The following is a 23,991-nucleotide window of genomic DNA, read 5'->3' on the forward strand; positions in this document are numbered from 1 at the left end:
CTACGGCGCCCCCCTCTGTCCTGCCGGACATCTCCCCCGCACGGGGGGAGATTGGCTGTCGCGCGTGGCGCCCGCCAGCGGGCGGGAAGGTAAAGCGTGGTCAAATCCCGCGTCCAGTTCATCTGCCAGAATTGCGGTTCGGTGCATCAGCGCTGGGCTGGCAAATGCGATGCCTGCGGCGAGTGGAACACGCTGGTCGAGGAAGGCACATCTGGCGGCATCGGCTCGGGTCCTGCCAACACGCGCAACGCCCGCAAGGGCCGCGCGGTGGTGCTGACCACACTTTCAGGCGATATCGAGGACGCGCCGCGCATCATCTCAGGTATCGGCGAACTCGACCGCGCCACCGGTGGCGGTTTTGTTCGGGGCTCTGCACTTCTGGTCGGCGGCGATCCCGGTATCGGCAAATCGACGCTGCTCACCCAGGCCGCGGCCGCACTTGCCTCCAAGGGCCATCGCATCGTCTATGTCTCGGGCGAAGAGGCAGTTGCCCAGATCAGGCTGCGTGCGCAGAGGCTCGGCGTCGCATCGGCGCCGGTGGAACTCGCGGCCGAGACCAATGTCGAGGATATCCTCGCCACGATCGCCGACGGCAAGCGGCCCGATCTGGTCATCCTCGATTCGATCCAGACACTGTGGACCGACTTGGCCGATTCGGCGCCAGGCACCGTCACACAAGTGCGCGGCGCGGCGCAGGCGATGATCCGCTACGCGAAATCCACGGGTGCCGCGATCGTGCTGGTCGGCCATGTCACCAAGGAAGGCCAGATCGCCGGTCCGCGCGTGGTCGAGCACATGGTCGACGGCGTGCTCTATTTCGAGGGCGAAGGCGGCCACCACTTCCGTATCCTGCGCACGGTGAAGAACCGCTTCGGACCGACCGACGAGATCGGGGTCTTCGAAATGTCGGACAAAGGTCTGCGCGAGGTCTCCAATCCATCCGAGCTTTTCCTTGGCGAACGGCACGCGAAATCACCGGGAGCAGCGGTTTTCGCCGGCATGGAAGGCACCAGGCCGGTTCTGGTCGAAATCCAGGCGCTGGTCGCGGCCTCCTCGCTCGGCACGCCGCGCCGGGCGGTGGTCGGCTGGGACGGCGCGCGGCTGTCGATGATCTTGGCAGTGCTGGAGGCGCATTGCGGTGTGCGTTTCGGGCAGCATGACGTCTACCTCAACGTCGCCGGCGGCTACCGCATCAGCGAGCCGGCGGCCGATCTCGCGGTCGCAGCCGCACTGGTTTCCTCGCTCACTGGTCTTGCCCTCCCCGCCGATTGCGTCTATTTCGGCGAAATCAGCCTTTCGGGCGCGGTGAGGCCGGTTGCGCATGCGCAGCAGCGTCTCAAGGAAGCCGAAAAACTGGGTTTTGGTAGCGCGGTTCTGCCCTTGGGCAGCGAGGAACTTGCTGGGGGGATTGGGGCCGGCGCTTTCCAGCCCACCGAGCTTGCCGACCTCGTGGCGCGCATAGCCGGCTCACGGCGCAGCCGTGCCGACGATGAAGAATGACGCGGCTCGTCGAGTCGTGAACAAGAGATCGGAGTGGGGCCAAAGACATGCCGATTACGCTGCTTGACGGAATTCTCGTCGGCTTCACCCTGGTCTCGGCGATGCTCGCCATGGTTCGCGGCTTTTCGCGCGAGGTGCTTTCGGTCGTCTCCTGGGCGGCGGCGGCGGCGGCGGCCTTCTTCTTCTACAAACCGGTCCTGCCCTACCTGAAGCCCTATATCGACAATGAGAAGATCGCCATGGCGGCGGCCGCAGGCGTGGTCTTCATCATCGCGCTGATCGTCGTCTCGGTCATCACCATGAAGCTTGCCGACTGGATCATCGATTCGCGCATCGGCGCCCTCGACCGCACGCTCGGCTTCCTTTACGGCGCCGCGCGCGGCGTCCTGGTCGTCGCTGTCGCGCTGCTGTTCTTCAACTGGCTGGCCGGCGCCAAGGCCCCGGCCTGGGTCACGGAAGCCAAGTCGCGGCCGCTGCTTGAACAGATCGGCGCCAAGCTCGAGAGCCTGCTTCCAGAGGACCCGGAAAACGCCATCCTCAAGAAGCTCAATCCGAATCAGCCGGCCACCGAGACGCCCGTCGCGCCCGACGCACCGGCGGCGGATGCACCAGCCGGTGGCGACGACGCCAATGCGCCGGCGCCTGACGACAACGACGCCGGTCCTGCCGACAACACCGCCAAGCCGGCGCCAGCGCCGGCGAACTGAGGTCCGAACGGGGCGTCTGGCGATCGATCCATGTGAACGATCGCATGCAGTGCGTTGCTTTCGACGCGCGACCGCCTTATATGGCGATTTTAGCGGAGCTTAAGATGGCAGACGCAGACGACGTGCTTTCCGCCGAGGCTGACGATCATTTCCATGACGAGTGCGGCGTGTTCGGCATCTTTGGCCGGCAGGACGCGGCGGCCATCGTCACACTCGGCCTGCATGCGTTGCAGCATCGAGGTCAGGAAGCGGCCGGCATCGTCTCCTATGACGGCACCCAGTTCCATGTCGAACGCCATGTCGGCCTGATCGGCGACACCTTCACCAAGCAGCGCGTCATCGACAGCCTGCAAGGCAACCGCGCCATCGGCCACACGCGCTACGCCACCACCGGCGGTGCCGGCATGCGCAACATCCAGCCCTTCTTCGCCGAATTGGCCGATGGCGGCTTTGCCGTCGCCCATAACGGCAACCTCACCAACGCCATGACGGTGCAGCGCGCGCTGCAGAAGCAAGGCGCGATCTTCTCCTCCACCTCCGACACAGAGACGCTTTTGCATCTGGTCGCGACCAGCAAGGAGCGCGACCTCAATTCGCGCTTCATCGACGCGGTGCGCCAGGTCGAGGGCGCCTTCTCGCTGGTGGCGATGACGGCCAAGAAGATGATCGGCTGCCGCGATCCGCTCGGCATCCGCCCGCTGGTGCTGGGCGATCTGGACGGCGCCTGGATCCTGGCCTCCGAAACCTGTGCGCTCGACATCATCGGCGCGCGTTTCGTGCGCGACCTGAAGCCCGGCGAGATGGTCGTCGTCACGTCCAAGGGCATTGAGAGCCTGTTCCCGTTCGAACCGCAGAAGACCCGCTTCTGCATCTTCGAATATGTCTATTTCGCCCGACCCGACTCCTCGGTCGAGGGCCGCAATGTCTATGAGGTGCGCAAGCGCATCGGCGCGGAACTGGCTCAGGAAAATCCGGTCGACGCCGACATCGTCGTACCGGTGCCGGATTCCGGCACGCCGGCGGCAATCGGCTTCAGCCAGGCGGCGGGCATTCCCTTCGAACTCGGCATCATCCGCAACCACTATGTCGGCCGCACCTTCATCCAGCCCGGCGATTCGATCCGCCATATGGGCGTCAAGCTCAAGCACAACGCCAATCGCCGCATGATCGAGGGCAAGCGCGTGGTGCTGGTCGACGACAGCATCGTGCGCGGCACCACCAGCCAGAAGATCGTGCAGATGGTGCGCGATGCCGGCGCCAAGGAAGTGCACATGCGCATCGCCTCGCCGCCGACCAGCGCATCGTGCTTCTATGGCGTCGACACGCCGGAGAAGTCGAAGCTGCTGGCTTCGCGCATGTCGGTGGAAGAGATGGCCGAGTTCATCCGGGTCGATTCGCTCGGTTTCCTCAGTATCAACGGTCTCTACCGCGCCGTCGGCGAGGCCAGCCGCGACGACGAGCAGCCGCAGTTCTGCGATGCATGCTTCACCGGCCAGTACCCGACCCGCCTGCTCGACTTCGAAGGCCACGACAATGTGCGCACGCTGTCGCTGCTGGCGACAAGCGGGTCGTAGAATTGGCGGATCCTCATCAGCCTTAGCCAGAGTTCCGGAAGCCATCGCATGACCCTCGACCTTATGGGCCGCGTCGCGGTCGTCACCGGCGCCTCGCGCGGCATCGGCTATTTCATCGCCAGGGAATTGGCTGCGGCCGGCGCGCATGTCATCGCGGTTGCCCGCACCGTCGGCGGGCTGGAAGAACTCGACGACCAGATCAAGGCGGCCGGCGGCCAGGCGACATTGGTGCCGCTCGATCTCGCCGACATGGCCGGTATCGACCGGCTGGGCGGCGCCATCCACGAGCGCTGGGGCAAGCTCGACATCCTCGTCGCCAATGCCGGCGTGCTTGGCGTCATCTCGCCGATCGGCCATGTCGAGGCCAAGACCTTCGAAAAGGTGATGACCATCAACGTCACCTCGACCTGGCGGCTGATCCGCTCGGTCGACCCGCTGCTGCGGCTTTCGGATGCCGGCCGGGCGATTATCCTGTCGTCCAACGCGGCGCATTCGGCGCGCGCCTTCTGGGCGCCTTACGCGGCATCGAAGGCGGCGGTGGAGACCATGATGCGCTCCTGGGCGCATGAGACGCAAAGTCTGCCGCTGCGCGTCAATGCAGCCGACCCCGGCGCCACCCGCACCGCGATGCGCGCACAAGCCGTGCCCGGTGAGGATCCCGAGACATTGCCGCACCCCTCCGAGATCGCCAAACGCATCGTGCCGCTGGCCAGCCCGGATCTCAAAGAGACCGGCCTGATCTTCCAGGCCAAGCACAACCGCTTCGTCGCCTACCGACAACCGGAATAAAAGCCGGTTCGAAATGGATTAAAACAGCCTTCGGCTACGTTCTTCTGACGTAGGACATTCGAAACCGGAGGACCGACATGCCAAGACTCGCCATCGTTGCCGCCACCGCCCTTGCCGCCGCTCTTGGAGCTACGGTGGGCGTGGCCGTTTCCCAAGATACCAAGATGAGTTTCTTCGTCACCAGCGTCGGCTCCGGCAAGGGGGGCGATCTCGGCGGCCTGAAGGGCGCGGATGCCCATTGCGCGTCGCTGGCGGAAGCCGCCGGCGTCACCGGCAAGACCTGGCACGCATATCTCTCGACCAGCGCGGAGGATGCGCGCGATCGCATCGGCAAGGGTCCCTGGTTCAACTCCAAGGGCGCCAAGATCGCCGATGATGTCGCCTCGCTGCACAGCGACGCCAACGGCATCACCAAGCAGACCGCGCTGAACGAGAAGGGTGAGACGGTCAACGGCCGCGGCGATACGCCCAACCGACACGACATGCTGACCGGCTCCAAGCCCGACGGCACCAGGATCGCCGACCAGACCTGCGGCGATTGGACGATGAGCGGCTCCGAAGGGGCGGCGATGATGGGCCATCACGACCGCACCGGTCTCGACGATTCGGCGGCGGCGAAGTCGTGGAATTCTTCGCATGCCTCGCGTGGCGGCTGCAGCCAGGAGGCGCTGAAAGGCACAGGCGGCGACGGCCTGTTCTATTGCTTTGCGACCGACTGAACCACGGCGGAGGGCAATACCGCAGCTAGGAACCCGACGGATCATCACGCGGCTGTGATCTGAGGGGAGAAGCCGCTGGGCGGTCATGCTTTCGTCATTTCCGAGGAGTTGTTAGGATCGAGCGAATCCCGCAACGAGAGCCCGATCTGGGCAGAACAAGGAAAACTCCATGGCTACGACCGCAGCATTGGTCTGGTATCTGGTAATCGCCGGCCCGCAGGGCGGCATGGTCGTGCTGCCCAGCACCTTCGACAAGCGCGAACAGTGCACCGCCGCCATCACCGAGTATCAGAAGCAGCCGACACCCGCCGGCTGGTCCGTGCAGTGCGTGCCGAGCGCCTCGCCCTTCACCGACGAAGGCGACGCCGAAGAGCCGGCAGCTCAGTAAGCATCAGATATCGCAAGGCCCGCGACCGCTGCCGCGGGCCTTGCGATTCATCACCGCGCGCTCACCGTCAGTTCCGGCTTTTGTTTGATGGTCTGGAACACCACGCAATAGCGCTCGGTCAGCTTCAGCAGCGAATCAATGCGCTCCGGAGGCTCCGCCGTGTCGAGATTGAAATTGAGCCGAATGGCGCGAAAGCCGACCGGCGCATCCTTGGCGACACCAAGCGTGCCGCGAAAATCAAGGTCGCCTTCGGCTTCAACGGTAGCGGCGCCGAGCTTGAATTCGAGCGCCGTCGCCACCGCCTTCAGCGTCACCCCGGCGCACGCCACCAGCGCCTCGAGCAGCATGTCGCCGGAGCACAGTTCGAGCCCCGAGCCGCCTGTTGCCGGATGAAGGCCGGCGATTGCCAACGCCCTGCCCGTCTCCACCTTGCAGGCCACCGACTGTTCGTCGATCGAGCCCTTTGCCCTTAGCGTGATCAGTGCTTGCGTGGCGTCGTCGCGGTAGGCCTGCTTCAGCGGCGCCTGCATGGCCTTCAGCTCGGTTGCGTCCATTTTCGTTCCTCCGACAGGCTTTCTGCCTTGATAGCATGGTCCTGCGAGACGTGTGAGGCAATCCGAACATGACGACCCAAGCTGTCAGGAACTGGTTCGGCGGAAACAACAGCAGTGGGCGCGCCATCGTCTGATCCCTTTGACTTCATCCGCCTCGGCCATAGCTATGCGGGAGTCTTTTCCGCGGAGGTCTCATGCGTTCCAAGCTGAAACTCGTCTCCCTTGTCCTCTTCATGCTTGCCGGTTTCGCGCAGCCTCTCCTGGCCGAAACGGCGGAGCGGCCGGCACCCGCGGGCGGCGTGCTTTCACTGCTGCCGTCACCTGAGATCACCGACCATTCGATCACCATTGGCGGACGCAGCCTGCGGTATCAGGCAAAGGCCGGCACGCTTCCGCTGCTCTCCGGCAAGGGCGAGATCACGGCGGAGATCTTCTATGTTGCCTATACGCTGAAGCCGCGGGAGAGCGTGGCGACGGAAGCACCGCGGCCGATCACCTTCGTGTTCAACGGCGGCCCGGGCGCCGCTTCAGCCTATCTGCATCTCGGCGCGCTCGGACCGCGCATCGTGGCCACCGGAGCCGGCGGGGAATTCCTCCCCTCGCCGCAAAAGCTCATCGACAATCCCGACAGTTGGCTCGACATGACCGACCTCGTCTTCGTCGACCCGGTGGGAACCGGCTACAGCCGCGAGGCGCCCGGCCACGATACGCACGACTTCTGGGGCGTCAGCCAGGACGCCAGTTCGATCGGCGCCTTCATCAGGCTCTATCTCGCCCAAAACGGCCGCATGGGATCTCCGCTGTTCCTCGCCGGTGAGAGCTATGGCGGGTTCCGGGCGGCACTGCTTGCCAGGACGCTGCAGGAAGATATCGGCATCAGCCCGAGCGGCATCGTGCTGATCTCGCCGGCGCTGGAATTCACCCTGGTGCAGCCCGACGAATTCGAGCCGCTGCATTGGGCTCTCGAACTACCCTCCCTCGCCGCGGTTCGCCTGCGCAGTGAAGGTGTCAACGGCGACACATTGCGGAAAAAGCTCGCCGAGGTCGAGCATTATGCACTTGGCGAGTACCTCAGTGCGCTCACCAGTGGGCTGGAGCAAGGCGGACGGCTGGCGGGCGACCGCGTGGCCGAGATCACCGGCCTGCCGCTCGACCTCGTTCACCGCAACTTCGCGCGCGTCCCGACCTCGCTCTTCGCAAGGGAGTTTGGCCGTGCCACGGGCAAGGTGCTCAGCCCCTATGACGGCATGATCGCGACGGCGGACATCGCTCCCCAGAGCGCCCGTATCGCTGGCCCCGATCCGGTGCTGGACCGTAGCGTGCCGGCGCTGACCTCGGCCTTTGTCGCTTACGCGCGCGACGAGCTGAACTTTCGCACCGATGTCAGCTACCGCTTGCTGAACGGCGATATCAGCCACAACTGGGACTATGGGACGAGCGCCTCGCGCCAGGGCTATGCCGGCGTGATGGATGACCTGCAACGGGCGCGGTCCTTGAATCCCGCGCTGGGCGTCGTCATCGTCAACGGCTACACCGATCTCGTCACTCCCTATCTGGCGTCGCGTTATCTGGTCAGCCAGATCCCGTCGCTCGCCGGCGCCAGGCAGATCCGCCTCGACGTCGTTGAAGGTGGGCACATGATGTATCTCGAACCGGACGGACGGCGCGCGCTGAAGCAGGCCGCTTCAGAGGTTTACCAGGCAACCCAGTAGACAACGGGACATCGAGTCTCCGGGCAACCAAGGCCGGCGCCGATGCAGGACCGGTGGCCGGTGCAGTGATCAAGCTGTCCCAAATGGGACATTGACGGACAAGGTCCCAAAACCGTCTGATCGGGCGAGGTTTCGTCATTCCATTTCCCGGTGGTCCCACAATGTCACATACGCTCTCGACCACACCGAGGCAGGATGGGTTTCGCGCCCCTGGCGAATTCGAGCCCAAATCGGGCTGTTGGCTGATCTGGCCAGAACGGCCGGACACCTGGCGGCTGGGCGCCAAGCCCGCGCAGAGGCTGTTCGCCAATGTCGCTGCGGCGATCGCGCAAAGCGAGCCGGTGACGGTGGCGGCGTCCAGCCGCCAGTGGCAGAACGCAAGAGCGCGATTGCCCAGCCATGTGCGCGTCGTGGAAATGTCCACCAATGATTCCTGGCTGCGCGACAGTGGCCCCAATTTCGTCGTCAATGATCGAGGCGAAGTGCGCGGCGTCGATTGGATCTTCAACGCTTATGGCGGTTTCGACGGCGGCCTCTACTCGCCTTGGGATCTCGACGACCTCGTGGCGCAAAAGGTCCTCGAGATCGAGAGGATGGACCGTTATCGCGCACCGCTGATCGCCGAGGGCGGCGGGCTGCAATGCGACGGCCAAGGCACGCTCATCACAACCGAGCAGTGCCTGCTCAATCGCAACCGTAATGCCCATCTCGGAAAGGCGAAGGTGGAACAACAGCTTGGCGACTATCTCAGCGTCGACAAAATCATCTGGCTGCCGCGCGGTTTTGCTTTCGACGAGACGGATGGCCATGTCGACGACCTCTGCTGCTTCGTTCGTCCGGGCGTTGTGGCGCTGAGCTGGACCGACGAGCGGGACGATCCGCAATATGAGATCGTACGCGAAGCCGAAGAGGTGCTGCGCTCGGCCCGCGACGCGCGTGGCCGTCGCCTGGAGGTTCATCGGCTGCACCATCCCCTGCCGATCGAGATGACGATGGAAGAAAGCGAGAGCGTGGACCGGGTCGATTCGACCTGGGCACGGCCGACCGGCAACCGGATCGCGGCGAGTTACATCAACTATTATCCGGGCAACAGCGTCGTGGTCGTGCCGGAATTCGGCTGCGATCTCGACGGGAAGGCAAAGCAACAGCTGGCCACGCTGTTTCCCGATCACAAGCTCGTCGGCATCGAGAACTCCCGCGAAATTCTGCTCGGAGGCGGCAATGTCGCCTGTATCACGTTACCCGTTTATGCGCCCCACCGGCGTTGAGCGGCAAGCGTGCCGAAGTGAAATCAGAACGGTGCGCCGCATCGGCCCGCCAGGCAAAAGGAGATACCCATGCGCGCTCTGCTCTTCCCAATCCTGACCGCCGCGCTTGCCTGCGGCATCAGTCTCGGCGTCGCCCGGGCGGACGATGAGAAGGTGGTCAACGTCTACAACTGGTCCGACTACATCGCCCCGGACACGGTTGAGAGATTCGAGAAGGAGACGGGCATCAAGGTCCGCTACGATGTCTATGACGGCAACGAGGTCCTTGAGACGAAACTGCTCACCGGCGGCTCGGGATATGACGTGGTCTATCCCTCGGCCTTTCCGTTCCTGAAGAACCAGGTGAAGGCAGGCGCTTTCCTGCGGCTCGACAGATCGAAGCTTTCAAACCATTCGAAAATCGATCCGCAAGCCTTGTCGCTGATCGCGGGCGCGGATCCGCAGAACCTGTACGCCGTGCCTTACATGGCCGTCACAGACGGGATCGGCTACAATGTCGCTGCCGTCAAGCAACGGATGCCGTATGCGCCGACAGGTTCCTTCGCCATGGTCTTCGACGTCGACGTCGTCAAGAAATTCTCCGATTGCGGCGTCGCCATGATCGATGCTCCGGCGGAGATCATTCCTATGGCTATGAACTATCTCCACATCGATCCCAGGTCGATCAGTCCGGACGACCTCGCCAAGGTCGAAGAGCTGATGGGCAAGGTGCGTCCCTATATCCGTTACTTCCACTCGTCGAAATACATCAACGACCTGGCGAATGGCGACATCTGTGTCGTGCTGGGCTGGTCGGGCGACATATTGCAGGCCAAGACCCGTGCGGCGGAATCCGCGAAGAAGCTGGAGATTGCATATTCCATTCCAAGGGAAGGCACGCTGATAAACTTCGATACGATGGCCGTGCCGAAGGATGCGCCGCATCCGGAGAATGCCCAAGCCTGGATCGATTTCAACTTGCGGCCCGATATCGCAGCGGCCAATTCCAGTTATGTTTCCTATGCCAATGCGATCCCGGAATCCCTGCCACTGATGGATCAGGCCGTCGCAAAGGATCCCGGCGTTTTCCCATCCGACGATGTAAAGGCCAAGTTGTTCGTGGTCGAAAACAACGACGCAAAGCTGCTGCGGCTGCAAAACCGCATGTGGACACGCGTCGTGACGGGACAGTGAAGATGGCGAACCATCAGTTGGGCGAGGCCTTCCAGCCTATGGCCAACAGCTCGACCTGGGAGTGCACACCGAGCTTGCGGTAGACCTGCTTGATGTGGTTGCGCACGGTGCCGGGTGAAATCGACAGGTTTCGTGAAATCGTCTTGGCGCTGCCGCCCCCGACCAGGAGCCGCGCGATCTGCCTTTCCCGGGCGCTGAGTTGCGACCCCGCGGCTTCGATTGCGGAACCCTTGTCGCGAAGACGGCACAAATGAAGCAGCCTTTGCAGAATGAGCTTTGTCGCGCTGCTCGCCGCGCCGGCCACGGCCAGATCCTGCTCGCCAAAACGCGGTGCGCCTTCCCGGCGAAGAAAGGTTACATAGCCGGCGGTCAGTCCGTCGAGGTTGAACACGCCGGTTATTTCATCGAAGCTGCCGGAGGGCCCGTAGAATTCGCGGTAATACGGCGTGCGCTGGAAATCGCATTGGCTGAGAGCCGACAACGGCAGCAGGAAATCCTGGCTGGTGCTGGCGAACCTCTGAAAGAACGGATCCTGGCGATAGACGCGCGCATCATAGTCCCGGTTCCAGCGATCGGGTCCGGCATCGTCGATGGTCAGGGATGTTATGTCGCGACGATAGAAGCCAACATAGACACGATCCGAGCCAAGCAGCACCCTCGCCGCCGCGCTGAAGCGGGCCGACAAGTCTTCGGGCGTTGCCGCCAAGGCCGCGGCGGCCACGCCACCACTCCAGCGTTCAAGCCGGTCGAGAGAAAAAATCGACTGCATCCGCGCCCAGACTAAAGCAAGCCCCGCCAACTTCAAGCTGGCGGGGAACGCGACGTCGCCGGTGAGATCAACCCCGTGGCCGCTTCCGCAGCTCATCGCCCCATCGACTGGTTGGACTCACGCCTTGGCCTGCGACCTCACATGGGCGATGTAACCGCGCACGTCGCCGGCCGGACCAGCATAGGCCTTGCCGAGCTTCTTCTCCATCGCAGCCATGTATTCCTTCGCCCATTTGGGCAGGGCGTAGTCGATGACGGCGAGGAATTCGAGCGTTGCCGCAAGACGGATGTCGGCGATCGACGGGTTCTTGCCGCCGATGAACGGCTTGCCGTCGCGGAAGAAGGAGTGGAAGACCTCGAGAGGCTCGGCAATGGCGGCGACCGCGGCCTTCTGCGCCTCCGATTTCCTATCCGGGTGGGCATCGCTGTGACCGACTTCGCCGGCATATTGCGGGAAGCCGAGCGCCGGATAGGTGGCGCGCGCGACATAGGGATAAAGCGTGCCGATCAGATAGAACATGGCGCTGTCTATCATCGCCCGCTTGGCTGGCGCCTTGGGGTAGAATTTCTCCAGCCCATGCTTGTTGGAAAGATATTGCATGATGGCGCAGCTCTCCCACAGCACGCCGCGCGGCAGGCCCTTGTCCTCGATCATCGGCGTCAGGTGGGCCGGATTACGCGCCATGTATTCGGGCGAGCGCGTGTGCCCCCACGCATCGGTCTCCGCATGGTCGAGCCCGGCGGCGCGGGCAAAGACGCGAACGGTCATGTTGTTGACGCTCGGCTTCAGCATGCTGATGGTCAGCGCCGATTTCCTTGCCGGTTTCGCCTTGGCCTTGGCCGCGGTCTTGCTGGCGGCCTTTGGCGCCGTCTTGGTCGCAGCTTTTGCTGCCGGCTTCGCGGTCGCTTTTGCCGCTGGTTTGGCGGCCGGTTTCCCTACGCTTTTCGTCACTGCTTTTGCCACGTGTTCCTCCCTTGCCTGTTCAGCCTTCAGTACGGATTTTTGGGCGCCCGGTCCGCCGACAATGTCGCGCGCGCGTGTTCCACCAGCGCCTGGATCGCATCAGCCAGATGCACCTCGGCGATGTTGTAGTCGCCACGCGTGACGCGAAGCTTATGCGCCTCCATCAGCACATCGGCATGGGTGAAGCCTGCAGGCGGCTCGAAACGATAAGAGGCAAGCTCGATCAGAAGGCCGAGCGGATCCTCGAAATAGATTGAATCCATGAAACCGCGATCCTTGATGCCACTGTGCTTGATGGCGCGCTCGTCGAGCCGGGCGACCGCCTGCAGGAAAGTGACGCGGGACACCGAAAAGGCGATGTGATGCACGCAGCCCGGGTCGGTCGGGGTGCGGCGCTGCACGGCCGTGCGGGTCTCGTCGGTGAAGATGGTGATCAGCCGGCCGTCGCCCGGATCGAAATAAAGATGGCTTTCGCTCGGCTTGTCGAGGTTGGGCTGCTCGAAGATGAAAGGCATGCCCAGCACACCTTCCCAGAAATCGATCGAGGTCTGGCGACCGGCACCGACCAGCGTGATGTGATGGACGCCTTGCGACTGCAGTTTCTGCATCGGCCTTCTCCCCGCAATATCCGCTCTGGCAGAAGCGGCCCGTCACGCCGCGCCCGCACAAGCTACATCTGGCATGAGCTGAGCGCCAATTCGATGTCCGTCCCTCGGCGTTCTGCGCGCCTGCCTTCGTCTCCGGCTTTATAAGATGATGCTAAACCAATCGACCCTGCCGCGCCAGAAGCCGCATCCGGGACAAGCTTGCATTTCGCGCCATTGCCGCCTGCCCCAAAAGCAAGCGCGGTGCTGGAGCAGCGCCGTGCGGGATTTCGCCCGTATAGCTGGCAGGTGCGGAGCCGCCGGGGGCTGGGGCCGCCTTCACTCAAGCAGGCGCACGCCTTATGGCCGATATCGCCATTCTCGATACACGCGAAAGGGTCTTCGCCGGAATCCTGCTGACGGGCGCCGCCTATTTGCTGTTTTCGACGCAGGACGCCTCGATCAAACTGCTGGTCACCGGCATGACCGTCTGGCAGATCATGTTCTTCCGCAGCATCACCATTCTTGGCGCCTGCGCGGTGATCGGCGGGCGGCCGCTGTTCGCCGACACGGTGCGCTCGCCGATCGTGCGGCCGATGCTGGTGCGCAGCGCCTTCACGCTCGCCGCCTGGCTCTGTTACTACAATGCCGCCCGCAGCCTGCAACTCGCCGAACTGACCACCGTCTATTACGCGGCTCCGATCATCGTCACCGTGCTATCGGTGGTCCTGCTCGGCGAAAAGGTGCCCGTTCTGCGCTGGCTGGCGGTTCTGATCGGCTTTGCCGGCGTCTTTGTCGCCTGCGATCCCGCCCATCTTGGCCTGTCCGTGCCCGTGTTGCTGGTACTGACGGCGGCCTGCCTTTGGGGCATCGCCATCGTGCTTCTGCGCAAGACGGCGCTTGCCGAGCGCTCGACGATCCAGCTCCTCCTCAACAATTTCTATTTCCTGGTTTTTTCGGCGGTGCCGGCGCTGTCGTGGTGGCATACGCCGGATCCGGCACAATTGCTGCTTCTTGCCAGCGTCGGTGCGCTCGGCGGCCTGGCGCAATACCTTCTCTTCGAAGGCATGAAGCGCACGCCGGCATCGATCCTGGCGCCGCTCGAGTACACCTCGCTGTTGTGGGCGTTCGCCCTCGGCTTCGCGATCTGGGGCGACGTGCCGCGCCGCGAAGTGTTCCTGGGTGCCGCCCTTATCGTCACCGCCGGCCTGCTGATCGTCGGCGGCGAACATTTCCGCAAGCGGCTTTGACGTGGATGGTCATTACTCCCGACACGACGATGTCAGGACGAGGCAAGGTAGGCTGCCGGCATGACTGAGATCACGGCCACCGCGGAAACCGCCGAACGCACGCTGGGTATCCTGCTGGTATCATCCTCGGCGGCTGTATTCGGGCTGACCGGCGTTCTGACCAAGTCGATCCATGCCGATCCGCTGACGATCACCTGCTGGCGCGGCTTTGTCGGCGCGATCCTGATCAGCCTCTACGTATTGTGGCGCCGCCGCCGTGCCGGCAACCGTGAACCGCTGCGGCTTGGCTGGCGCGGCTGGCTGCTGGCCGTCGAAGGCGCACTGGCCAGCATCGCCTTCATTTCCGCTTTCAAGTTCACTTTCGTCGCCAATGTCGCGGTCATCTACGCGACGTCGCCCTTCATTGCCGCCGTACTGGCCTGGATGCTGGTGCGCGAACCTTTCCGGCTGCAGACGATGGTGGCGGCGGCGGTGTCGCTGTGCGGGGTCGCCATCATGGTGTGGTCGGGTTTTGCCACCGGCAATTTGTTCGGCGACGGGCTAGCGCTGCTGATGACGGCCGGCAGCGCGCTGTACATGATCATGGTTCGCGCGTTCCGTGACACGCCCGTTGTGTGGGCCGGCGCGGTTTCGGCCTTCCTGCTGTTCATACTCGGATGGTTCGTCACCGATCCCCTGGCGGTCTCATCAAGGGACGCTATCCTGCTTGCCACCTTCGGCGCGTCCTTCGCACTGGCTTCCATTCTGTGGACGGAAGGCTCGCGGCTGATCCCGGCGCCTGAATCGGGCCTGCTCGGTTCGGCGGAAGTGCCGTTCGCGATCCTGTTTGCATTTCTGTTCCTGGCCGAAATCCCGCCGCTGGCCAGCATGGTCGGCGGTGCCATCGTGCTCGGCGCCGTCTTCGCCCATGCCGGCCGCGACTGGCTGAAGGCACGCTCGCGACAGGCGTCTTCAAATATTTCTTAAAAATTTTCGGAAGTCACGGAACCATCACCGTGCCCGGACATTATTAGTGCGACGGGCCACCCCCCCAAGTCCCCCAAACCCCTCGGCCCGTCCTACTCCAAGCCGACCGCAAGGTCGGCTTTTTCTTTGCGACAGCTTTTGCTTTGCAACAGACGGGTCGACCACAAGTCGGCTTTCCAGCCAATAGACCGGCGACGGAACTTCGCGCCTCGTCAATCAACCAAGCGATCCGGACAAAGCGAGGCTACCGCCGAGCAGCGTCGCCAGATCGCCCGCGGGCGCATCGGCACCGGCGCGCAGGCGGATCGCGAACTCAGCCATCGGAACCGGCGGCAAGCCAAGTTCGTGGGGCGCTTCGACGATGCCGGAATGGGCAAAGCGCGGGGTTCGCAAGGTCAGCGCAACACCGGCATTTACCGCGGTGCGCAGCCCGGCCAGGCTGGCGCTGCCGGCAGCGATGCGATAGCGGCGGCCGGCGGCGTCGAGCGCGGCGAGCGCCGCCTCGCGAAACCCGCAATAGGGGTCGAGCAGCGCCAGCGGCAATTCTTCCTGCCGCGAGGCCAGTCCCTTGTTCGAACACAGCCATGTCATCGGCTCGCGCAACACGCCGACCTCGTCCGGCACGGCAGCCTGGCGCATGACGATCGCCAGATCGAGGCTGCCAGCTTGTAACGCGTGCGCCAGTTCGGCGGAGCGGCCGACACGCAATTCGATCCTGACGCGGGGATGGCTGGAGGCGAAGGCACGCAGCAGGTCCGGCAGGCCGCTATCGGCGAAATCCTGCGTCGTGCCGATGGCGACGCGCCCGGCAGCGCGCGCGCCCTTCAGCGCCAGCCAGGCCTGGCGATGCACGGCAAGAATACGCCTGGCGTGCCCGACAAGATCCTCGCCTGCCGGCGTCAGGCCGCGCCCCCTGCCGTGCGGCGCCAGAACCGGCTCACCGACGATCTCTTCCAAGCGCTGCATCTGCGCCGTCACCGCCGAGGGTGAGCGGCCGACATTGGCCGCCGCCTGCGCCAGCGAACCGCTGTCGACGAAAGCAAGGAAGGTTCTGAGCAGGTCGGGATCAAGCGTTTCCATAATTCGATTTTATCAAATCATCAGTTAAAAACAATTCAGTTTTTTCGATCAAAAGATGATGGCATGGTCTTCAACGGCGCCCACGCCGCTAAAAACCAAGGAGAGCAAAATGCCCATCATCAATGTCAGCGTCACCGGCAAGCCCGACGCCACCCTGTCGGCCAGCATCGCCAGGGAAATAACCGAGATCACCGCCACGCATCTGCGCAAGGATCCGACGATCACCGCAGTTGCCGTGTCCTATCTCGATCCGCAGCACTGGTTCGCCGGCGGCAAGTCGCTCGCCGAGCACGGCACCAACACATTCTGGCTCGACATCAAGGTGGTCGACGGCACCAACACAAAGCTCGAACTGGAGGCCTATCTCAAGGCGATCTTCGATGCCTTTGGCCGCCTGCTAGGCGGCGTGCACCAGGAGAGCTATGCTTTCGTGCATGAGGTTCCGGCAGCGGCCTATGGCTACGGCGGCAAGACGCAGGAGTTCCGTTTCATCAGCGGGCGGCTGAACGCGGCGTGAGGGCGCCCTTCCGCATTGACCTTGCCTCGACTTCCGCTAGGCTCTGCCCCCGAAGCGGCCGCACAAGAGCCGCAATGACAAAATCGTTGGGAGAGACGCGGCATGATCCTGACACTGGCGCTGCTTGCGGGTCTGGTTGTGGCCTGGTTGCTGATCGGCGTGGTGGAAAAATTCCGCCTCGGCCTGCGCTTCACCCAAGCGCTGCTCTACGCACCGTTCAAGCTCGCCTACCGGATCAGCGACAATCGCATCAAGATCGCTCGCAAGGCGCAGGTGCCGGTCATCTATGTCATCTCGCACCAGTCGCGCTTCGAGCCGGCGCTGATGCTGTCGCTGCTGCCCGAAGACACGCTGCATATACTCGACGAGGTCTCGGCGCGTTCGCCTTGGCTCGAACCATGGCGCGAACTCGGCCGCACCATTGCCTTCAACGCCGAACATGTCTTCGTCAGCCGCCGGCTGGTGCGCGTGCTGAAGGGCAAGGGCCGGCTGGCCGTCTATCTGCCGGACGCGGTCGAGCCCGACGTCAAGACGTTTCGGCTGTTCCGCGCCGTCACCCGCATCGCCATGCAGGCCGACGCCCGCATCGTGCCGATCTTCGTCGCCGGCGCCCGCAACCTGCCGGTGTCGCTGACGCCGGCGGACAAGGCACCGCGTCACTGGTTTCCACGGCTGTCGGTCAGTGTCCTGGAGCCGATGACGATCGCCGAACTGGTGGCGCGCAATCCGGACCAGGCTTCCAACACCAATGCGCTGTTCGACCGCGTCGCGGAGGCCCGGCTTTTTGGCACCGACCTCGACCGCGGCCTGTTCCTTGCCATGCGCGACGCCGCAACCAGGATCGGCGCTTCGCATGCGATCATCGAGGACGTCATTTCCGGGGCGCTGAGCTACCGCAAGATGTTCATCGGCGCGCGGGTGCTGGGCAGGCGCTTCGAGGCGGTGACGGCGCCGGGCGAAGCTGTGGGGGTGATGCTGCCCAACGCCAACGGCGTCGTGCTGTCGCTCGTCGGCCTGCTCTCGGCGGGCCGTGTGGCGGCGATGATCAACTACACGGCCGGGCCGGCAAGCGTCACCGCGGCTGTCCGCACCGCCGTCATCCGCACCGTTGTCTCTTCGCGTGCCTTCGTCGAGAAGGCCGATCTCGCCGATATCGTCGCCGCGGTCGAGAAGGGCGGCGCCAGGCTGCTGTGGCTGGAAGATGTACGCGAAAGCGTCACCACGCTGGACAAGCTTGCAGCCGCCTTGCTGTGGCGCCTGCCGCTGCAGCGACAGGACGCGGCAAAGCCCGGCGTGATCCTGTTCACCTCGGGCTCCGAAGGCACGCCGAAGGCCGTTGTTCTGTCGCAAAAGAATCTCCTCGCCAATGCCATGCAGGCCGAGGCGCGGATCACCATTTCGCCGGCGGACATCCTGCTCAACGTGTTGCCGGTGTTCCATTCGTTCGGCCTGACGGGCGGCACCATCCTGCCACTGGTCACCGGGGTAAAGCTGTTCCTCTATCCCTCGCCTCTCCACTACAAGCTCATCCCCGAGATCGCGCGCAAGGTAAAACCGACCATCATGTTCGGCACCGACACGTTCCTCGCCAACTATGCGCGCACCGCCAAGGACGGGGATTTCTCCAGTCTGCGCTTCGTCGTCGCCGGCGCCGAGGCGGTGAAGCCGGATACCCGCCGCGTTTATCGCGAACGCTTCCAGGCCGAGATCATCGAGGGCTTCGGACTGACCGAGGCGGCGCCCGTGGTTGCCGTCAACACCGCGATCCACGGCCGCGACGGCACGGTCGGCCGGCTTCTGCCGGCCATTCGCATGAAACTGGAGCCAGTCGAAGGCATCAACGATGCCGGCCAGTTGTGGCTCGACGGGCCGAACATGATGATGGGCTACATGACCGCGGACCGCCCCGGCGAGCTCCAGCCGCTGACCGGCTGGCACGACACGGGCGATATCGTCGCCGTCGACCGCGAAGGCTTCATCAGCATTCGCGGCCGCGCCAAGCGCTTCGCCAAGATCGCTGGCGAGATGGTGTCGCTGGGTGCGGTCGAGATGCTGGTGCAGTCGCTTTGGCCGGAAGAACGCCATGCGGCGGTGGCGGTGCCGGACAAGAGGCGGGGCGAGCGCATCGTGCTGGTCACCACCGCCGACGATGCCAGCGCCGAGGAGTTGCGTCAGTTCGGCAAAAAGGCCGGAGCGGCCGAACTGATGGTGCCTAACGACATCGTCAAGGTCGAGGAGATCCCGGTGCTCGGTTCCGGCAAGACCGACTATGTGTCGACGAGAAAGCTGGCGATCGACCGGCTCGGGCTTGGCGTGGCGGCCTGAGTCGGATCAAGGACTTCGGCCGACTTTCTAACCTATGTCCGAAGGCGGCACTTTCTCGCCTTCCAGCTTGGCCCGCTTGGAGTAGGCGCGCACGCTGAATGGGAGAAAGATCAGGTAGCCCGCGACCGATGCCGTCAGCGTGTACCAGGGATAGGTCATCAGCAAGAGAATGTAGAGGACGACGGCGAGGATGACCGGCAGCACCCTGTCGCCGGGGATCTTGATGCTCTTGCCTGAATAGACTGGCAAGCGGCTGACCAGCAGGAAGGCCACCAGGATGGTGAAGCCGGTGGCGACGAAGGCGGCCGGCCGGCTGGGCTCCACCCCAAGCCGCAGGAAATAGAGATAGAGCGGCAGCATCACCAGAACGGCGCCTGCCGGCGCCGGCACACCGACGAAATATTCGGTCTGCCATATCGGGCGGTCGGCGTTCTCGTCGTCGAGCACGTTGAAACGCGCCAGCCGCAGCCCGCAAGCGATCGCAAACAGCAGTGCCGCGATCCAGCCTGGCGAGCCGGCGCGGTCGAGCAGGAAGGCATAGAGCACCAGTGCCGGCGCAACGCCGAAATTGACGATGTCGGCCAGGGAATCCATCTGCGCGCCGAATTTGGAGGTCGCCTTCAGCATCCGCGCCAGGCGGCCGTCAATGCCGTCGAGAAAAGCGGCCAGCAGCACCATCACCACCGCCGGCTCGAAACGCCCCTCGAAGCCGAAGCGGATGCCGGACAGGCCGGCGCAGATGGCAAGCACGGTGACCAGATTGGGCAGCACCATGCGCATGGGGATCTCGCGGATGCGCGGACCGCCGCTGGCATGGGCCTCGAATTTCTTATATTGCGTGCCCACCGTCAGGAAATCCGCACGAGGGGCGTGCCGGCGACACCGCCGAATTCGGCGAGCACGGTTTCGCCGCCGACCGCCGTCTGGCCAACGGCGACGCGCGGCGTGGCGGTCAAGGGCAGGAACACGTCGACGCGCGAGCCGAAACGGATCAGGCCGAAACGCTCGCCGGTGCCGATCGAAGCGCCGGCCTCGGTCCAGCAGACAATGCGGCGCGCCACCAGGCCGGCGATCTGGACTGCCGCCACCGTGCCGTTGGGGCTCTCGATGACGAGGCCGTTGCGCTCGTTTTCCGTGCTCGCCTTGTCCAGCTCGGCATTGAGGAATTTTCCCGGCCGGTGTTCGATCCTGGCGATGCGGCCGCGCACCGGAGAGCGGTTCACGTGACAGGAAAAGACGTTCATGAACACGGAGATGCGGGTCATCTCGACATTGCCGAGGCCAAGCTCGCGCGGTGGCACGGCCGGCCCGACCGCCGAGACGATGCCATCGGCGGGGCTTACCACCAGGCGATCGTCAACAGGCGTGACGCGCTCGGGGTCACGGAAGAAATAGACGCACCAGGCGGTCAGGATCAGGCCGATCCAGAACAGGATCGAGGAGAAATAGCCGAGGAACAGCGTCGCCGCGCCAAACGCCGCGATGAAGGGATAGCCTTCGCGATGGATCGGTACGAACGCGTTCTTGACCGTGTCGACAAGGCTCATGGGCTGGGGGCGGTCCCTGTTTCAGGTCCGGCCTCAATAGCCGAAACACCCCCTGCCCGCAACGCGACAATCGCCGGCGCGGATGAACGGGCAAGGGCGGGCCTGTGACCGCGGATAGCCGGGCGCTCCGTGTGTCGTGAAATGGATACCGGGTCGCATGCCTGTCGTGCCGTCAAAAGCCATCCCTTGACTGCGCCAAGGCAGCCAGAATGGCCGAAAAACCTATCTGCGCCGACGCCGCCCTTGCGCAGACCGGCACCTGTGGCGTCAACGTCACACCGATGCGGCGTTCTTCCTGCGCGAAAATACAGCGGTCCGCTGTCGGGAGACTCTCATCTCGCCCGTCCTTGGTGGGAAGCGCTTCATCGCAAGGGCCGATGACGCGCGCAACGGAGGCTCCTGATCATGCGAATATCGTCCGGCGACAAACCGTACATCGTCATGGAAGGTCTCGCCTTCGGGGAATCGCCACGCTGGCATGACGGACGCCTGTGGGTCTGCAATTGGGGCACCGGCGAGATCATCGCCGTCGATGCCGGCGGCAGCCGCAAGATCATGCTCACGATTCCGGCTGTCCTGCCCTACTCAATCGACTGGCTGCCGGATGGTCGTCTGCTGGTTGTCTCAGGCCGCGAGGGCCTGCTGTTGCGGCAGGAAGCCGATGGCTCGCTCGTCATCCACGCCGACCTGCGCGGCCTGTCGAAAAGCCCGTGGAATGAGATCGTCGTCGACGGGCGCGGCAACATCTACGTCAATGGCGGCGGGCCGGCGCCGGCGGCCGGCCAGCATTTCGGTCCCGGCACCATCGTGCTGGTCACACCGGATGGCGCGGTCAGGCAAGTGGCGGACACTATCGCCTTTGCGAACGGCATGGCGGTGACCCCGGACAACAAGACGCTGATCATTGCCGAATCCCATGCCAACCGGCTGAGCGCGTTTGACATTGCCGCCGACGGTTCCTTGTCCAACAGACGCACCTGGGCCGATCTCGACGGATATCCCGACGGCATCTGCCTCGATGCGGACGGGGCGGTCTGGTATGCCGACGTTCCCAACAAGCATTGCGTGCGGGTGCGCGAAGGCGGTGACGTCTTGCAGACCGTCACCGCCGATCGCGGCTGCTTTGCCTGCATGCTGGGCGCTGCGGACCGGAAAACGCTGTTCATCACCGCCGCCGAGTGGCGCGGCTTCGAGCATATGACAAGCGAGGCCCGCACCGGCCAGGTGCTCGGCATTGAAGCGCCGGCACCGGGTGTGGGGTGGCCTGGCTAGAGTCCCGGCACGCGCTGATAATTGGCGATATCAGCTCGCACTCCGAGCCGGGCGATCGTCTCCTGCGGGTTGAAGGCGATGCGCTCGTGAGCAGCCTTGACGATCGGTACCACATTGTCGACGGCAGCCTGGCTTTCCCATTCGACGATGGTGACCAGGTTGAATTCGCCCGGTCCGGAGAATTGCTCGAGCAGAAAGTCCTGGACGAAGCCTTGCTGCAGACGCAGCAACTCATGCGTCATCTTCACCTTTGTGAGGATTTCATCGCGGGCATTGGCGGGCACCACGAACTTGTCGACCCTGAACACGCTGCCGCCGTTAACATCCTGATTCGTAAAGCTCATATCCATTTGATTCCGTCCTCGACGATGCTGTTTTGCGGCTCTCGGGCGACGGTCTACAATCTCAACCTAAGTTGAGGTCAAGAGCTTTTTTGAGCTACGACATCTCCGATGTGCGCCGGCGTACGACGACACCCAGTTCGTCGCTTTCGCGGGCAATGCGCAGCCGCTCCTCGGCTTCGGTCGCCTCGCGCTGGCGGTCCCACATCGAGGCATAGAGGCCGTGCTTTCGCATCAGCTCGACATGAGTGCCGCGCTCGGCGATCTGGCCGTCCTTCAGCACGATGATCTCGTCGGCGGCAATCACCGTCGACAGGCGGTGGGCGATGACGATGGTGGTGCGGCCCTTGCTGACGAGGTCGAGCGCGGCCTGGATCTCCTGTTCTGTATGACTGTCCAGTGCGGAGGTCGCTTCGTCGAGCATCAGGATCGGCGGTGCCTTCAGGATGGTGCGGGCGATCGCCACGCGCTGCTTCTCGCCGCCGGAAAGTTTCAGCCCGCGCTCGCCAACCATCGACTTATAGCCGTCGGGCAGCTTCTCGATGAACGGCCCGATCTGGGCGAGTTCGGCGGCCTTGCGCACCTCCTCCTCGCCGGCGCCGACACGGCCGTAGCGGATGTTGTAGGCGATGGTGTCGTTGAACAGCACCGTGTCCTGCGGCACCATGCCGAGCACCGCGCGCAGGCTGTCCTGTGTGACATCCCTCACGTCCTGGCCGTCGATCAGAACCTGGCCACCCTGCACGTCGTAGAAGCGGAACAGCAACCGCGAGATGGTCGACTTGCCCGCGCCCGACGGCCCGACAATGGCAACGGTCTTGCCGGCCGGCACCTCGAAGGAGACGCCCTTCAGGATCTTGCGGTTCGGATCATAGGAAAAGTGGACGTCGCGGAACTCGACCTTGCCGGCGCTGACGGCCAACGGCTTGGCGTTGGGCTTGTCGACGATCTCCTGCGGCACGTCGAGGAGGTCGAACATGTGCTCGATGTCGGTGAGGCCCTGGCGGATTTCGCGATAGATGAAGCCGATAAAGTTGAGCGGCACGGAGAGCTGTACCAGCATGGCATTGATGAAAACGAAATCGCCGACGCTCTGGGTGCCGGCCTGCACCTCCAGCGCCGACATGCACATGACGACGACCGTGCCGACGCCGAAGATGAAGCCCTGGCCGAAGTTTAGCCAGCCGAGCGAGGTCCATGTCTTGGTTGCGGCGATCTCGTAACGCGCCATCGAGCGGTCAAAGCGCTCGGCCTCCATGCGCTCATTGGTGAAATACTTGACCGTCTCGAAGTTGAGCAGCGAGTCGATCGCCTTGGTGTTGGCGTCGGTGTCGCTGTCGTTCATGTCGCGGCGGATCGAGATGCGCCAATCGCTGGCCTTGACCGTGAACCAGACGTAGAGGCAGACGGTGACCGCCACCACGGCCACATATTTCCAGCCATAGGTGAAACCGAATATGCCCGCGGTCAGCGCGAATTCGAGGATCGTCGGCGCGGTGTTGAGCATGATGAAGCGGACGATCGTTTCGATGCCCTTGGTGCCGCGCTCGATGATGCGCGACAGGCCGCCGGTGCGGCGCTCCAGGTGGAAGCGCAGCGACAGCTGATGCATGTGCACGAAGGTGCGGAAGGCAAGCTGGCGAACCGCATGCTGGCCGACCCGGGCAAACAGCGCATCGCGCAGCTGGTTGAAGCCGAGCTGGACGAGCCTCAGCACATTGTAGGCAATGACCAGCATCACCGGGGCAAGCATGAACGATGGCAGCGGCGGTGGCGTTTTGAAGCCGCCCGCCAGCGCATCGGTCGCCCATTTGAAGAAATAGGGACCGGCGACCAGCGTCACCTTGGCGACGACCAGCAGCAGCGTCGCCCAGGTCACCCGCGCCCTGAGATCGGCGCGGTCGGCCGGCCACATATAGGGCCAGAGATTGCGCAGTGTCGTGAGTGTCGAGGTGTCGGAGGAGACGGTTTTTTCGGCCACTTTTCTTGCCTT

23 protein-coding genes are annotated in these 23,991 nt (G+C 63.9%); 14 read left to right on the forward strand and 9 right to left on the reverse strand.

Annotation, left to right across the window (positions count from 1 at the left end):
- Nucleotides 1-96 precede the first annotated feature (96 nt).
- The 6 genes from radA (at nt 97) to LB557_RS03870 (ending at nt 5,677) form a co-directional block, all read left to right on the forward strand.
- A complete protein-coding gene (gene radA / locus LB557_RS03845) occupies nt 97-1,500 on the forward strand; it encodes a DNA repair protein RadA (protein WP_224643527.1) in 1,404 nt (467 codons plus the stop codon).
- A gap of 47 nt (nt 1,501-1,547) precedes the next feature.
- Nucleotides 1,548-2,207 (forward strand): CvpA family protein, encoded by a 660-nt coding sequence (locus LB557_RS03850; protein ID WP_140717951.1) that lies wholly within the window; start codon nt 1,548-1,550, stop codon nt 2,205-2,207.
- Between the two features lie 104 nt (nt 2,208-2,311).
- Nucleotides 2,312-3,781: an amidophosphoribosyltransferase gene (gene purF / locus LB557_RS03855; RefSeq protein WP_015318516.1), complete on the forward strand. Its 1,470-nt coding sequence runs from the start codon at nt 2,312-2,314 to the stop codon at nt 3,779-3,781.
- Nucleotides 3,782-3,829: 48 nt separating this feature from the next.
- Entirely contained in the window at nt 3,830-4,570 is a 741-nt protein-coding gene (locus LB557_RS03860) for an SDR family NAD(P)-dependent oxidoreductase (RefSeq protein WP_224643528.1), read from the forward strand.
- A 77-nt stretch (nt 4,571-4,647) separates the two neighbouring features.
- A complete protein-coding gene (locus tag LB557_RS03865) occupies nt 4,648-5,289 on the forward strand; it encodes a hypothetical protein (RefSeq protein WP_224643529.1) in 642 nt (213 codons plus the stop codon).
- 169 nt (nt 5,290-5,458) lie between these two features.
- Nucleotides 5,459-5,677, forward strand: coding sequence for a hypothetical protein (locus LB557_RS03870; protein ID WP_015318519.1), 219 nt, complete (start codon nt 5,459-5,461; stop codon nt 5,675-5,677).
- Nucleotides 5,678-5,727: 50 nt separating this feature from the next.
- Here LB557_RS03870 and LB557_RS03875 read toward each other — a convergent pair whose 3' ends face one another.
- Nucleotides 5,728-6,231, reverse strand: coding sequence for an OsmC family protein (locus LB557_RS03875; RefSeq protein WP_140617232.1), 504 nt, complete (start codon nt 6,229-6,231; stop codon nt 5,728-5,730).
- Between the two features lie 194 nt (nt 6,232-6,425).
- Between LB557_RS03875 and LB557_RS03880 the strand changes: the two genes are divergently transcribed.
- The 3 genes from LB557_RS03880 to LB557_RS03890 all read left to right on the forward strand — a co-directional run bounded on the left by LB557_RS03880 (nt 6,426) and on the right by LB557_RS03890 (nt 10,384).
- On the forward strand, nt 6,426-7,943 hold the full coding sequence (locus LB557_RS03880; RefSeq protein WP_224643530.1) for a S10 family peptidase: 1,518 nt from the start codon (nt 6,426-6,428) through the stop codon (nt 7,941-7,943).
- Between the two features lie 161 nt (nt 7,944-8,104).
- Nucleotides 8,105-9,211: an agmatine deiminase gene (aguA, locus tag LB557_RS03885; RefSeq protein ID WP_224643531.1), complete on the forward strand. Its 1,107-nt coding sequence runs from the start codon at nt 8,105-8,107 to the stop codon at nt 9,209-9,211.
- Nucleotides 9,212-9,280: 69 nt separating this feature from the next.
- A complete protein-coding gene (locus tag LB557_RS03890) occupies nt 9,281-10,384 on the forward strand; it encodes a polyamine ABC transporter substrate-binding protein (protein ID WP_224643532.1) in 1,104 nt (367 codons plus the stop codon).
- 13 nt (nt 10,385-10,397) lie between these two features.
- Here LB557_RS03890 and LB557_RS03895 read toward each other — a convergent pair whose 3' ends face one another.
- The 3 genes from LB557_RS03895 to LB557_RS03905 all read right to left on the reverse strand — a co-directional run bounded on the left by LB557_RS03895 (nt 10,398) and on the right by LB557_RS03905 (nt 12,724).
- Nucleotides 10,398-11,105, reverse strand: coding sequence for a response regulator transcription factor (locus tag LB557_RS03895; protein ID WP_224643533.1), 708 nt, complete (start codon nt 11,103-11,105; stop codon nt 10,398-10,400).
- A 165-nt stretch (nt 11,106-11,270) separates the two neighbouring features.
- On the reverse strand, nt 11,271-12,116 hold the full coding sequence (locus tag LB557_RS03900) for a glutathione S-transferase family protein (RefSeq protein WP_224643534.1): 846 nt from the start codon (nt 12,114-12,116) through the stop codon (nt 11,271-11,273).
- 26 nt (nt 12,117-12,142) lie between these two features.
- Nucleotides 12,143-12,724 (reverse strand): VOC family protein, encoded by a 582-nt coding sequence (locus LB557_RS03905; protein WP_224643535.1) that lies wholly within the window; start codon nt 12,722-12,724, stop codon nt 12,143-12,145.
- A gap of 338 nt (nt 12,725-13,062) precedes the next feature.
- Between LB557_RS03905 and LB557_RS03910 the strand changes: the two genes are divergently transcribed.
- Complete coding sequence (locus tag LB557_RS03910) at nt 13,063-13,950, forward strand: DMT family transporter (protein WP_224643536.1); 888 nt, start codon at nt 13,063-13,065, stop codon at nt 13,948-13,950.
- A 60-nt stretch (nt 13,951-14,010) separates the two neighbouring features.
- Nucleotides 14,011-14,916: a DMT family transporter gene (locus tag LB557_RS03915; protein WP_224593906.1), complete on the forward strand. Its 906-nt coding sequence runs from the start codon at nt 14,011-14,013 to the stop codon at nt 14,914-14,916.
- A 216-nt stretch (nt 14,917-15,132) separates the two neighbouring features.
- On the opposite strand, the gene LB557_RS03920 is transcribed toward LB557_RS03915, so the two are convergent.
- The gene (locus LB557_RS03920) at nt 15,133-15,996 is read right to left on the reverse strand and encodes a LysR substrate-binding domain-containing protein (RefSeq protein WP_224644187.1); all 864 of its coding nucleotides are present in this window, start codon (nt 15,994-15,996) and stop codon (nt 15,133-15,135) included.
- Nucleotides 15,997-16,105: 109 nt separating this feature from the next.
- Between LB557_RS03920 and LB557_RS03925 the strand changes: the two genes are divergently transcribed.
- Nucleotides 16,106-16,513 carry a tautomerase family protein gene (locus LB557_RS03925; RefSeq protein ID WP_140618441.1) on the forward strand — a complete coding sequence of 136 codons (408 nt, stop codon included), beginning with the start codon at nt 16,106-16,108 and terminating at the stop codon, nt 16,511-16,513.
- Between the two features lie 102 nt (nt 16,514-16,615).
- Nucleotides 16,616-18,838 (forward strand): AMP-binding protein, encoded by a 2,223-nt coding sequence (locus LB557_RS03930; protein ID WP_224644188.1) that lies wholly within the window; start codon nt 16,616-16,618, stop codon nt 18,836-18,838.
- A 27-nt stretch (nt 18,839-18,865) separates the two neighbouring features.
- Here LB557_RS03930 and LB557_RS03935 read toward each other — a convergent pair whose 3' ends face one another.
- Together LB557_RS03935 and LB557_RS03940 are read right to left on the reverse strand one after the other, a co-directional pair.
- Nucleotides 18,866-19,684, reverse strand: coding sequence for a CDP-alcohol phosphatidyltransferase family protein (locus LB557_RS03935; RefSeq protein WP_411970514.1), 819 nt, complete (start codon nt 19,682-19,684; stop codon nt 18,866-18,868).
- A gap of 2 nt (nt 19,685-19,686) precedes the next feature.
- Nucleotides 19,687-20,385: a phosphatidylserine decarboxylase gene (locus LB557_RS03940; protein ID WP_015318533.1), complete on the reverse strand. Its 699-nt coding sequence runs from the start codon at nt 20,383-20,385 to the stop codon at nt 19,687-19,689.
- Between the two features lie 405 nt (nt 20,386-20,790).
- On the opposite strand from LB557_RS03940, the gene LB557_RS03945 reads away from it, so the two are divergent.
- Nucleotides 20,791-21,657, forward strand: a complete 867-nt coding sequence (locus LB557_RS03945; RefSeq protein ID WP_224644189.1) for an SMP-30/gluconolactonase/LRE family protein — start codon at nt 20,791-20,793, stop codon at nt 21,655-21,657.
- On the opposite strand, the gene LB557_RS03950 is transcribed toward LB557_RS03945, so the two are convergent.
- Entirely contained in the window at nt 21,654-22,001 is a 348-nt protein-coding gene (locus LB557_RS03950) for an antibiotic biosynthesis monooxygenase (RefSeq protein ID WP_224644190.1), read from the reverse strand. The two genes, LB557_RS03945 and LB557_RS03950, sit on opposite strands and share 4 nt — an antisense overlap.
- A gap of 94 nt (nt 22,002-22,095) precedes the next feature.
- Nucleotides 22,096-23,979 (reverse strand): ABCB family ABC transporter ATP-binding protein/permease, encoded by a 1,884-nt coding sequence (locus LB557_RS03955; protein WP_015318536.1) that lies wholly within the window; start codon nt 23,977-23,979, stop codon nt 22,096-22,098.
- Nucleotides 23,980-23,991 lie beyond the last annotated feature (12 nt).

Source organism: Mesorhizobium sp. BR115XR7A, from assembly GCF_020165315.1.
Classification (GTDB): domain Bacteria; phylum Pseudomonadota; class Alphaproteobacteria; order Rhizobiales; family Rhizobiaceae; genus Mesorhizobium; species Mesorhizobium australicum.